Origin of the sequence: Gordonia sp. NPDC003585, from assembly GCF_040610755.1 — a bacterium.
Taxonomy (GTDB): Bacteria; Actinomycetota; Actinomycetes; order Mycobacteriales; family Mycobacteriaceae; genus Gordonia.
Genome location: NZ_JBEXMX010000064.1, coordinates 20,491 through 31,931, shown reverse-complemented (window position 1 = coordinate 31,931; position 11,441 = coordinate 20,491). Strand labels below are relative to the sequence as shown.

The following is an 11,441-nucleotide window of genomic DNA, read 5'->3' as shown; positions in this document are numbered from 1 at the left end:
CGCTCGCCGCGTTGACCGCCTGCCTGAGCGAGCGTGGTGAGCGTTACCGGGCCGAACAGGCGGCGGCGGTCGCAACCGAACGAGAGCGGATGTGCCGCGAACTCGAACGCATCGGACTTCGGGTGGCGGCCGAACCGCGCGCGCCGTTCGTCCTGGTGGAGGTGCCCGACGCGCTGGTGATCAAGCAGGGGCTGGCGGAACGGGGCTTCGCGGTGCGTGGCTGCGTGAACTTCGTCGGCCTCGGCGCCGAGCATCTACGCCTGGCGGTGCGGGCCGCCGAGCCGGTCGCCGAGTTGGTGGCCGCGATCGAGCAGATTCGAGCGGGTCGGACTGGAGGTCAATCATGAGCGCCACCGATGAATCACTTCTCGTGGGCGACGTGGTCGCCGAGATCGAACGTGCATACCCGCCGGTGTTGGCCGAGCCATGGGATTCGGCGGGGCTGGTCTGCGGCGATCGTGGCGAACCGGTACGCCGTGCGCTGGTGTGTGTCGACGTCACCGATGGAGTGGTCGACGCGGCGATCGCCGCAGGGGCCGACTTCGTGCTCGCGCACCATCCGCTGTTGCTGCGCGGCGTGGACTCGGTGGCCGCCGACACCGCCAAGGGGCGGGTCGTGCATCGGCTGATCCGCCATCAGATCGCCCTGCATACCGCGCACACCAACGCCGACAGCGCCCGACCCGGCGTCTCGGATGCCCTCGCGGCGTCGCTCGGTGTGCTCGATACCGTCCCCATCGAACCCAAACCCGTTGCCCCCATGGACAAGTGGGTGGTGATGGTGCCGGAGGGCAACACCGAGCAGGTGAGCGAGGCGATGTTTGCCGCGGGCGCGGGGGCGATCGGCGAGTACCGCGACTGCGCGTGGTCGGTGGTGGGTACCGGGCAGTTCGAACCGCAGGAGGCGGCGACGCCGGCCATCGGCGAGATCGGCATGCGCACCCATGTCGACGAGGCCCGGGTGGAGATGGTCGCGGTCCGCGGCCTCCGCGCTACTGTCCTGGCGGCACTGCGAACGGCACATCCGTACGAGGAGCCCGCTTTCGACATCTTCGAACTCGCCGACGTCGACAGCGATCTCGGATTGGGGAGGGTGGGCAGCCTGGCCCGGCCGGTGACTCTCGCCGAGTTCACCGCGCAGGCGGCGGCCGCGCTGCACAGTCCCTGGGGGGTGCGGGCCGCGGGCGACCCGGATGCGCAGATATCGACCGTCGCGGTGTGCGGCGGCGCGGGTGACTCGCTGCTCGACGCGGTGCGGCGCATCGGCGTCGACGTGTATCTCACGGGTGACCTCCGCCATCACCCGGTCGATGAATCCCGCCGCGCGGGCGGACCAGCGCTCGTCGATGCGGGTCACTGGGCGACCGAGTTTCCATGGTGCGCACAGGCTGCCGGGCTGTTGTCGGACCGGTTGGGTCTCGACGTCGAGGTGTACGACAAGCCCACCGATCCGTTCGTGGTCCACCGGTTCGGGTGATCGCCGAGCGCAGTCGCCTCGCCTGCGGTGTCGCGTGTGGCGGCGCGTACGGTTGTGGGATGCCCGAACTCAGGAGGCCCCGATGATCGCGGAGGCCGGTGCCCAGCGACTGCTGCTCGAACTCGCGGACGCCGACGCCGAGATCGCACGCCTGGACCACCGACGCGCCACCCTCGCTGAGGATGCCGAGATCGCGGACATCGAACGTGAACTCGACGCGGCCCGCGACGACCTCGTGCGGTCAGAGATCTCCGGCGAGGATCTCACCCGGGAGTATCGTCGGATCGATTCCGAGGTCACCGGTATGGCCGCACGCGAGAAGAAGGACTCGGCGCTTCTGACCGCGGGTGGGTTGGCTCCCAAGGCGTTGTCGGAGCTGCAGCACGAGCTGGCCGGTCTGGGCCGACGCCGGTCGGTGCTCGAAGACGACTTGCTGTCGGTGATGGAGCAGCAGGAGGCGCTGGAAGCCGAACGCGGACGTGCGGCGGCGACCATCGAACACCTCGAGGGCAAGCTCGCCGCGGTGCGTGTACGACGCGAGGAGTCGATCACCTCGATCGAGACCGACCGTGGGGACAAGCAGCGCCGGCGCGACGACATCGCAGCAGAGGTGGCCCCGGAATTGCTCGCGGTCTACGACCGTCAGCGGTCGGCCGGACGAGTGGGAGCCGGACTGCTGCGCGCCCGGCGATGCGGTGCCTGCCGAATGGAACTCGACCGCGGCACCATCGCACGGATCTCTGCCGCATCCTCCGACGAGGTGATCCGGTGTGAGGAGTGCGGGGCGATCCTGGTCCGCACCGCGGAGTCGGGGCTGTAGCGCGTGGCCGACGCAAAGACCCCGTCGTGGCAAGGGCAGCGCGGTGAGGCCACTCGGTTGATCCTGCTGCGCCACGGTCAGACCGAACTGTCGGTGCAGCGGCGGTACTCGGGCCGCGGCAATCCGGTGCTGACCGAGATGGGGCGGTCGCAGGCCGCGGCTGCGGCAGCCGGACTGGCGAAGCAATTCGACGCGGTGGCCATCGTGTCGTCGCCGTTGCAGCGCGCGCTGGATACGGCGGGCGCGGTGGCCGGACAGATGGGGCTCGACGTCGTCGAGCATCCGGGACTCATCGAGACGGACTTCGGCGAGTGGGAGGGTCTGACCTTTCCCGAGGCGGCGGCGCGCGACCCGGAGATTCATGCGCGATGGCTGTCGGACGTCACGGTCCCGACGCCGGGCGGCGAGAGCTTCGCCGCCGTCGCCGAGCGCGTGAGCGCCGCCAAAGACGAACTGCTTGCGCGGTATCCAGGACAGACGGTGGTGCTGGTCTCGCACGTGACCCCGATCAAGTCGCTGCTGCGTGAGGCGCTCGGAGTGGGTCCGGAACTGCTGTTCCGACTGCACCTGGACCTGGCGTCGGTGTCGATCACCGAGTTCTTTCCCGACGGCGGTTCGGTGGTACGCCTCGTCAACGACACCTCCCACTTGCGCTGAAAGCGGTCGGGGAGGGCGAACGAGTCGGCGTGTAAGCCGGATCCTGTGCCGCCCCGGCGGAAACCGCGGGGCGGCGGCGACCATCCATCTGGGTGCACCGTCACCGGGCACCTCGAGCGGCCCACCCGCGGGCTGGGGCGAGCAGCCCTCGTGACACCCGCGCACGCGCATGACGGTATTGCTACCGCGATCCGCGCTTCGGCCTTGCTCCGGGTGGGGTTTACCTAGCCGGCACGGTCACCCGTTCCGCTGGTGCGCTCTTACCGCACCGTTTCACCCTTACCGACCTCACGGTCGGCGGTCTGTTCTCTGTGGCACTGTCCCGCGGGTCACCCCGGGTTGCCGTTAACAACCACCCTGCTCTGTGGAGTCCGGACTTTCCTCGGCGCTCGGCGCACCAGTTGGCTGGCCGTTCCGCGCGCCGCGGCCGCCCGGCCGACTCGTTCGCGCATCCAGGATAGCCTGCCGCCCTGGCCAGGCCGGACCGGTTGGCCCCACACGGTTCGCGGCAATGTCGTTGACGGCGAATACCCCACGGAATGAGCGGATTTCGCGTGCCGCGGGGTGGGGGTCGGTAGCGTCTGACGCACCGTGACGGCGCCGACGAAGTTCACACAGCCGTCCGGGCAGAGGAGGAGGCGTCGCGTGCGCAGTGTGGTCATCGACAACCCGGGAGCAGTGCGCATCGACGTCACCCCCGATCCGGTGTTGCCCGATTCGGCGGGTGCGATCGTCGCGATCGAATCGTCGGCGATCTGCGGATCCGACCTGCATTTCTTCGACGGCGACTATCCGCTCGTGTCACCGCTGGCGCTCGGTCACGAAGCGGTCGGCACGGTGGTGGAGGTGGGAGCCGACGTCGCGAATCATCGGGTGGGGGACCGCGTGCTGGTGTCGTCGGTGAGTGGGTGTGGCCAGTGCGCCGGATGCGCGACGCTCGACCCGACCCGGTGCGTGCGGGGACTGGTCATCTTCGGGGGTGGACTGCTCGGCGGAGCTCAGTCCGAACTGCTCGCGGTGCCTGCTGCCGACTTCCATCTGCTGGCCGTGCCCGACGCCGTCGACACCGACACGGCGCTGCTGCTCACCGACAACCTGGTCACCGGGTGGGCAGGTGTCGCACGCGCCGATGTCCCCGAGGGCGGGAGCGTGATCGTCTTCGGGTTGGGGGCGGTCGGACTGTGTGCGGTCCGCAGTGCTCTCGCTCAAGGGGTGGGAACGGTGTTCGCCGTCGACCCGGTTCGCGGGCGGCGTGCGCGGGCCGCAGCCGATCGGGTGATCACCCTCGACCCCGCGGATCTCGGTGCGGTGACCGAGGCGACCGGCGGTGTGGGTCCCGACTCGGTGGTCGACGCCGTCGCCTCCGACGCCACCCTGAACGCGGGGCTGACCTGCGTGCGGGCCGGCGGCACCGTCTCGGTGATCGGTGTGCACGACCTCAACCCTTATCCGTTCCCGGCGACGATGTGCTTGGTGCGGAGCGTCACCCTGCGCTCGACGACCGCCCCGGTGCAGCAGTTGTGGCCGACGATCGTCGACGAGATGCAGTCGGGTCGCCTCGACACCAGCGGCATCGTCACCCATCATCTGCCGTTCGACGAAGCGCCGCGCGCCTACGAGTTGGCCGCTGCGCGATCGGCCGATTGCGTCAAGGTGGCACTCGAATTGTCGTGAGGCGGCCGCGGGTTGCGGCGCGGCGGGGATAGTGTCGAAGGCGTGCAACGCAGGCTGTCGGCGCCGGACATCGACTTCGAGGCGATCCGCATCGAACTCGGCGTGAACGAGGACTACGGCGCTGCCGCCCTGGCGAAGGCGCAGCAGGCGACCGACGCGCATGCGGCCGAACGTGAAGACCACACCGACGTTCCGCTGGTCACCATCGATCCACCCGGATCGATGGACCTCGATCAGGCCGTGCACCTGCGCTCGGATGCCGACGGATATGTCGTCGACTATGCGATCGCGGATCTGGCCGCGCTCGTGCGACCTGAAGGCGCGCTCGATTCGGAAAGCCGCCGACGCGGGACCACCATCTACTTCCCGGACGGGTCGGTGCCGCTGCATCCTCGTGTGCTCTCCGAGGGTGCCGGTTCGTTGTTGCCCGACCAGAAACGGTCCGCCGTGCTGTGGACGATCCGCGTCACGCACGACGGCGAGGTCGCCGACGTGGCGGTGCGTCGTGCTTTGGTGACATCGGTTGCGCGCCTGGACTATGCCGGTGTGTCGGCGGACGCGGTGGCGTCCCGGCTGCACCCGTCGATCGCTGCCCTGCCCGAGTTCGGGGAGCTGCGGCATCGGGTGGCGCTGGCGGCGGGAGCCATCGAACTGGATCTGCCCGATCAGGAGGTGGTGTCGGGGCCGGATGGGTGGTCGCTGCAGATCGCTCCGCGAACGCCCGCGGACCTCTGGAACTCACAACTGTCGTTGCTGACCGGACGGTGTGCGGGACAGATCATGCGCGACGCCGGGATCGGACTGTTGCGGACGCTTCCGCCGGCCGCGCGCGATGCCGTCGCCGAATTGCGTGCGACCGCACGATCTCTCGGGGTGCCGTGGCCGGACGGGCAGACGCCCGGACAGTTTCTGGCCGGACTGCCGCGCGACGCACCGACGACGCTGGCCGTGATGTCGCATGCCGGTGCACTGATGCGCGGTGCGGGCTATCTACCGCTGGGCGTGGGCACAGGCCCCGCAGACCCTCCGGCGGACGACGAGATGATCCACGCCGCGATCGGCGGCGTCTACGCGCATGTCACCGCGCCGCTGCGTCGGCTCGGCGATCGGTTCGCCACCGAGGTATGCCTGTCGGTCACGTCGGGAAAGCCTTTGCCGGACTGGACTGTCCGGGCATTGCCGACGCTCCCGAAGGTCCTGCGGTCCGCGGATTCGCTCGGGTCGGCGGCCGATCGGGCGAGCGTGGATCTCGCCGAGGCGGTCGTGTTGGCCGACCGCGTCGGCGAACGGTTCGACGCGGTGGTCTTGCAGGAGGCCGACGGCAAACGACCGGCGCGCATCTTCATCGCCGAACCTGCCGTGGTGGCGTCGTGCGAGGGTTCACCCGCGCAGGGGAGCAGCATCACCGTGACGCTGACCGCCGCCGACCCCGTGACACGGTCGGTGTCGTTCGCGCCGGCGTGAGGGCTGTCCCCTTCCCGTCGCCGCAGCCCCTCCGCCCCCGCTGGCTGAGGTGCGAGGAGCGCAAGCCGCCGGGCTGAGGAGCCCCATGCGAGGTACGAGCATGGAGCGTCTCGAAGTCGACGAGCCTCGAAGCCCCCTGGTGAGACTCGCTGCGTGGTCGCCCAATTCCCTTTTCTCACCAGCCCTTCGAGGCTCTCGGCTAGCGCCTCGAGCACCTCAGGGAGCGGGGTGGCGGCTCGGGGAGCGGGTGGGGGTTGCGGAGCGGGTGAGATCAGAGCTTCTTGGCGGACTTGACGTAGTCGGCGATGGCCTTTTCGCCGTCCGCTTCGAGGCGGGCGTCGATGCGTCCGAGGATGAACATGTCCGGCCCGGGCAGTCGACCGCTGGCGGCGAGTTCGGCGAGCTTGGTCCGATTGATCCGGGAATCGTTGAAATCGCCCAGGGCGGACTGGATTTCCTTGGCGACGGCGCCGACCTGCTTGTACTTCTTCTTGCCGAGCGGTTCGGCGGCGTCGATGCTGTAGCGGAGTCGCTTGGCGCGCTTGCGGATCGTGTGCAGCTGCTCTTCCCACTCGTCGGAACCCTCGGGGAGTTCGGCGAGGCGGCCCTGCGCCTTGTTGATGTGCTTGCGGCTCTTGTCGATCGCCTTGTCGACGGCATCGGTCGCGGGGATGTCGGCGTCCGGGCCGGGGGGCGGTGCGGCGATGAGTTCGTCGATGGCGTCGAGCAGTGCGAAGTAGCGGGCCGACGACATGGCCGAATGGGCTGCCCGAATCGCGCGGTCGTGCGTGGCGGTTTCGGTTCCGGCGAGCGCGTCGACGAGGGTCGGGGATGCCGGCTCATCGCGGAGGAGAGATTCATCGAGTGCGAGTTGGACCTCGGAATCGCGCGCTTCGCCGAGGATTCCGGCCAACAGTTTGAGTTCTCCGTTGAGGTGCGCGGTCCGTTCCGCGTCGAGGACGGTCGGAAAGCCCGACAGGACACTGCGCAGACGTCGGGTGGACACCCGCATCTGGTGCACGGCGTCCTCCGCGTCGACCCGGACGAGGGGGTCGTAGGCGATCAGCGAATTGCGGTGCAGGGCGATGTCGGTGACGACGAGTTCGAGTGCCGTGGGCTTCTTGGAGAGCCGCGGTTCGTGGGCGGTGGGAGTCGAGCCGATCGCGCGGGCGAGTTTGGAAGCGCTCGACGGTTCCCGGCCACCAGCCGAGCGCAGGACCTTGTGGGCGGCCTTGAGGAGCCGGTTGTCGCCGTCGATCAGCTCGAACTCCCACTCGGCCCACTGCTGGCTGTGTCCGCCGGGCAGCAGCGACTGAGCGGTCACCAGATCCTCGGCGAACTCCGCCAGCCGGACACCGTCGGGTCCGAGCAGCACGGTCACCGTGCGCGTGGTCGAGATGACCGCGACCGGCGCGAGTCGTCGGGACCGCGTCAGGGCGAGGACCGGGGTGAGCAGTTCGGTGGGCACGTCGCCGTCGGCGGGGGCCTGATCGAAGGTCAGTCGGGTCTCGCGACGGGCCCCCGACACCGAGCTCGGACGCTTGAGATGCCACCCCGCATCCGGGCCGCCGGTACGGCGTCGCATGGTGATGGCGTTGCCGGCGAGATCCAGTGTCTCGGTGTCGAAATAGGTTGCGTCCAAGGCGAAGGTCTCGGGTTCGACGGCCGACACGACACCCGGCAGCGCGCGTAGATCTGGGGCGCTCTGGCCGGCATCAACATCGAATTTGAGCTCGATCTCGATCTGCTCGGATGCGGCCACGGTGCCTCCTGTCGGGAATGTCGGTCTGGTCAGTCTACGGTCCCGCGATCGTCACTCCGCAAAGGCGTCGGTGGCCGTCACCAGGTGGTGTTTGATGCCGGGTTCGAAGGACGCGTGCCCGGCGTCGTCGACGACGTGCAGTTGCGCCGATGGCCAGGCGCGGTGCAGATCCCACGCGCTGCGCATCGGGCACACCACGTCGTAGCGTCCCTGCACGATGACACCCGGAATGTGTGCGATGCGGTCGATGTCGCGCAGCAACTGACCGTCGTCGAGGAAGCCGTGATGGACGAAGTAGTGGTTCTCGATCGAGGCGAAGGCCAGGTCGAAACGGGAACCCTCGTCGGTGGCATCCGGTCGGGGCAGCAGATAACTCGTCGAGTGTTCCCAACCGGTCCAGGCGCTCGCCGCCGCCTGCGCGATGGCGGGGTCGTCGGAGGTGAGCAGCCGATGGTAGGCGGCGACGAGGTCGCCATCGCGTTCGTCGGCCGGGATGGGAGCCAGATAGGACTCCCACAGGTCCGGATAGATGTTCGACGCCCCGGTGTTGTAGTACCAGTCGATCTCGCTGCGACGCAGCAAGAAGATCCCGCGCAGCACGAGCTCGGTGACCCGATCGGGATGCGTCTGGGCGTAGGCGAGTCCGAGTGTCGAACCCCATGACCCGCCGAAGACCTGCCATCGGTCGATGAGCAGGTGCTCGCGCAGTGCCTCCATGTCGGCGATCAGGTGAGGTGTCGTGTTCGTGGTGAGGTCTGCGCCGTCGGCCACGTGCGGACGCGACCGGCCGCAGTTGCGCTGGTCGAACAGGACGATGCGGTAGCGGTCGGGGTCGAAGAAGCGACGCTGGTCCGGTGAGGTTCCGCCGCCGGGTCCACCGTGCACGAACACCGCGGGCTTGCCGTCGGGATTGCCGGAGGTCTCCCAGTAGATCTGTTGTCCGTCACCGACATCGAGATGGCCGGCGGCGTACGGTTCGACCGGCGGATAGAGATCGCGCATGGTCACACCATAGGGTGCGGAATGCGCGATCGGAGTCGGAGGGCGCCGGTCGATCAGTAGGAGTGCTCGAGACCCGGGAACACGCCGCGTCGGACCTCGTCGGCGTACTGCACTGCGGCATTGCGGAGCTCGGAGCCGACGTCACCGAAACGCTTCACGAACTTCGCGGTCTTGCCGTCGGTCATTCCGGCCATGTCCTGCCAGACGAGAACCTGGGCGTCGGTCTCGTTGCCCGCGCCGATGCCGACCGTCGGGATGGTGAGCTTGCGGGTGATTTGGCCTGCGAGGTCGGCCGGGACCATCTCCATCACGACGGCGAAGGCGCCGGCCTCCTGCACGGCGATCGCGTCGGCGATGAGTTGGTCACCCCCGTCACCGCGACCCTGGACCCGGAAGCCGCCGAGGCCGTTGACACTCTGCGGGGTGAAGCCGATGTGTGCCATCACCGGGATGCCTGCGGCAGTGAGTGCGGCGATCTGCGGTGCGACACGTTCGCCGCCTTCGAGTTTGACTGCGTGAGCGCCGGACTCCTTGAAGATGCGGACCGCGGACTCGAGGGCCTGCTGCGGTCCGGCCTCGTAGCTGCCGAAGGTGAGGTCGGCGACGACGAGGGCGTGGGGCGCGCCGCGCACCACGGCACGCATCAGGGGGATGAGTTCGTCGAGTGTGCAGGGGATGGTGGTGTCGTAGCCGAGCACCACGTTGGCGGCGGAGTCGCCGACGAGCAGTACGGGGATCTCGGCGTCGTCGAAGATGCGTGCCGAGGAATAGTCGTAGGCGGTGAGCATCGACCACTTCTCGCCTTCGGCTTTCATCTGGGCGAGATGCTGGATGCGGGTCTTGCGGCGACGAGCGGGAGTGGTGCCAGAAGTGGTGGGAGCAGCACCATAGACCGAAGTTTCGGACATCGTTGTCTCTTTCTGCCTCGAGTCCCGCATGGCGGGTACCCGGGTTGATCACGGACTCCTCTAGTCTCCCATCGGGGACACGACGCAGAACCCGCGATGGCTATGGCGTTGGTCACAATGACCGGTTGCGGTCCTCGCGTGGGTGTGGGTGCGCCGCGGGTGTCGTTGCAGGTTGCGTCTCATATTCGGGCTCCCCAGTTCCGCATGGTGGGATGGGCTCGACAAAACGGCAGGACATCGAGTTCGAATTGTGCGTGTAACACAGATTTAACAGGCTACTTCTAATGTCGGCGACCATGGATCGCCAAAAGGAATTCGTGCTCCGGACCCTCGAAGAGCGCGACATCCGATTCGTAAGGCTGTGGTTCACCGACGTCCTCGGCTATCTCAAGTCGGTGGCGATCGCTCCGGCAGAACTCGAGGGTGCGTTCGCCGAGGGGATCGGCTTCGACGGTTCCGCGATCGAGGGATTCTCCCGGGTGTCGGAGGCCGACACCGTTGCCAAACCGGATCCGTCGACGTTCCAGATCCTTCCGTGGACCACCTCGAGCGGTCGGCATCACTCGGCACGCATGTTCTGTGACATCGCGATGCCCGACGGCACTCCGAGCTGGGCCGACTCGCGTCATGTGTTGCGACGCCAGCTGAACAAGGCCGCCGACTTGGGCTTCAGCTGTTACGTCCACCCGGAGATCGAGTTCTTCCTCCTCAAGGAAGCACCGCTCGACGGCAGTGTGCCGGTCCCGGCCGACTCGGGCGGCTACTTCGACCAGGCCGTCCACGACGCCGCGCCCAACTTCCGTCGCCACGCGATCGAGGCACTGGAGTCGATGGGCATTTCCGTCGAGTTCTCCCATCACGAGGGTGCGCCGGGGCAGCAGGAGATCGATCTGCGTTATGCCGACGCGCTGTCGATGGCCGACAACGTGATGACCTTCCGCTATGTCATCAAGGAGGTCGCGATCGGGGAGGGCACCTGGGCCACGTTCATGCCCAAGCCGTTCAGCGAGCACCCCGGTTCGGCGATGCACACGCACATGAGCCTGTTCGAGGGCGACATCAATGCTTTCCACAACCCGGACGACCCGATGCAGTTGTCGGACACTGGGAAGAAGTTCATCGCCGGCATCCTGCATCACGCCGCCGAGATCAGCGCCGTCACCAACCAGTGGGTCAACAGCTACAAGCGACTCATCCACGGTGGCGAGGCCCCGACCGCGGCGACGTGGGGTGGTGCCAACCGGTCGGCACTCATCCGCTTGCCGCTCTACACGCCCAACAAGGCGTCGTCGCGTCGGGTCGAGGTCCGCAGCCCAGATTCGGCTTGCAACCCGTACCTGACCTTCGCGGTTCTGCTGGCGGCCGGTCTCAAGGGCATCAGCGAGGACTACGAACTGCCCGACGAGGCCGAGGACGACGTGTGGGCGTTGACCCCGGCGGAGCGTCGGGCGATGGGCTACAAGGAATTGCCCGGCAGCCTGGCCGAGGCTCTGCACCAGATGGAGAACTCCGAACTGGTGGCCGAGGCGCTCGGGGAGCACGTCTTCGACTACTTCCTGCGCAACAAGTGGACCGAGTGGACCAACTATCGCAGCCTGGTCACCCCGTTCGAGTTGAAGAGCTACCTGCCCCTGTAGTCGTCTGTAGCCGTTCATCGTGGCACCCGCCTGTGATGTC

General features: G+C 68.0%; 10 protein-coding genes and 1 other RNA gene. 7 read left to right on the top strand and 4 right to left on the bottom strand.

All coding sequences use genetic code 11. From position 1 onward, the window contains the following. The 4 genes from ABZW74_RS17235 to ABZW74_RS17220 all read left to right on the top strand — a co-directional run. A partial coding sequence (locus ABZW74_RS17235) for an aminotransferase class I/II-fold pyridoxal phosphate-dependent enzyme (RefSeq protein WP_355277847.1) occupies nt 1–347 on the top strand: 347 nt, incomplete at its 5' end. Then, entirely contained in the window at nt 344–1,477 is a 1,134-nt protein-coding gene (locus tag ABZW74_RS17230) for a Nif3-like dinuclear metal center hexameric protein (protein ID WP_355277845.1), read from the top strand. The genes ABZW74_RS17235 and ABZW74_RS17230, both read left to right, overlap by 4 nt. An 82-nt stretch (nt 1,478–1,559) precedes the next feature. Then, a complete protein-coding gene (locus tag ABZW74_RS17225; RefSeq protein WP_355277842.1) occupies nt 1,560–2,297 on the top strand; it encodes a C4-type zinc ribbon domain-containing protein in 738 nt (245 codons plus the stop codon). Between the two features lie 3 nt (nt 2,298–2,300). Further along, complete coding sequence (locus ABZW74_RS17220; RefSeq protein WP_240860471.1) at nt 2,301–2,954, top strand: histidine phosphatase family protein; 654 nt, start codon at nt 2,301–2,303, stop codon at nt 2,952–2,954. A gap of 16 nt (nt 2,955–2,970) precedes the next feature. On the opposite strand, the gene rnpB is transcribed toward ABZW74_RS17220, so the two are convergent. Then, nucleotides 2,971–3,397: RNase P RNA component class A (gene rnpB / locus ABZW74_RS17215), an RNA gene on the bottom strand. Nucleotides 3,398–3,599: 202 nt separating this feature from the next. Here rnpB and ABZW74_RS17210 point away from each other — a divergent pair. Together ABZW74_RS17210 and ABZW74_RS17205 are read left to right on the top strand one after the other, a co-directional pair. Further along, a complete protein-coding gene (locus ABZW74_RS17210) occupies nt 3,600–4,628 on the top strand; it encodes an alcohol dehydrogenase catalytic domain-containing protein (protein ID WP_355277839.1) in 1,029 nt (342 codons plus the stop codon). A gap of 42 nt (nt 4,629–4,670) precedes the next feature. Next, the gene (locus tag ABZW74_RS17205; RefSeq protein ID WP_355277836.1) at nt 4,671–6,092 is read left to right on the top strand and encodes an RNB domain-containing ribonuclease; all 1,422 of its coding nucleotides are present in this window, start codon (nt 4,671–4,673) and stop codon (nt 6,090–6,092) included. 271 nt (nt 6,093–6,363) lie between these two features. Here the strand turns inward: ABZW74_RS17205 and ABZW74_RS17200 are convergent, their stop codons facing one another. The 3 genes from ABZW74_RS17200 to panB are packed head-to-tail and all read right to left on the bottom strand — an operon-like array spanning nt 6,364 to nt 9,764. Next, on the bottom strand, nt 6,364–7,854 hold the full coding sequence (locus tag ABZW74_RS17200) for a CYTH and CHAD domain-containing protein (protein WP_240860476.1): 1,491 nt from the start codon (nt 7,852–7,854) through the stop codon (nt 6,364–6,366). 51 nt (nt 7,855–7,905) lie between these two features. Continuing rightward, nucleotides 7,906–8,856 carry a prolyl aminopeptidase gene (gene pip, locus ABZW74_RS17195; RefSeq protein WP_240860478.1) on the bottom strand — a complete coding sequence of 317 codons (951 nt, stop codon included), beginning with the start codon at nt 8,854–8,856 and terminating at the stop codon, nt 7,906–7,908. Nucleotides 8,857–8,909: 53 nt separating this feature from the next. Then, nucleotides 8,910–9,764, bottom strand: coding sequence for a 3-methyl-2-oxobutanoate hydroxymethyltransferase (panB, locus tag ABZW74_RS17190; protein WP_240860480.1), 855 nt, complete (start codon nt 9,762–9,764; stop codon nt 8,910–8,912). A 296-nt stretch (nt 9,765–10,060) separates the two neighbouring features. On the opposite strand from panB, the gene glnA reads away from it, so the two are divergent. Next, nucleotides 10,061–11,401 carry a type I glutamate--ammonia ligase gene (gene glnA, locus ABZW74_RS17185; protein WP_240860482.1) on the top strand — a complete coding sequence of 447 codons (1,341 nt, stop codon included), beginning with the start codon at nt 10,061–10,063 and terminating at the stop codon, nt 11,399–11,401. The last annotated feature ends 40 nt before the right edge of the window (nt 11,402–11,441 follow it).

What these genes read in the sequence shown, in the direction of transcription:
- panB (WP_240860480.1), bottom strand. Translation starts at nt 9,764, where the DNA reads ATGTCCGAAACTTCGGTCTATGGTGCTGCTCCCACCACTTCTGGCACC.
- ABZW74_RS17230 (WP_355277845.1), top strand. Translation starts at nt 344, where the DNA reads ATGAGCGCCACCGATGAATCACTTCTCGTGGGCGACGTGGTCGCCGAG.
- ABZW74_RS17225 (WP_355277842.1), top strand. Translation starts at nt 1,560, where the DNA reads ATGATCGCGGAGGCCGGTGCCCAGCGACTGCTGCTCGAACTCGCGGAC.
- glnA (WP_240860482.1), top strand. Translation starts at nt 10,061, where the DNA reads ATGGATCGCCAAAAGGAATTCGTGCTCCGGACCCTCGAAGAGCGCGAC.
- pip (WP_240860478.1), bottom strand. Translation starts at nt 8,856, where the DNA reads ATGCGCGATCTCTATCCGCCGGTCGAACCGTACGCCGCCGGCCATCTC.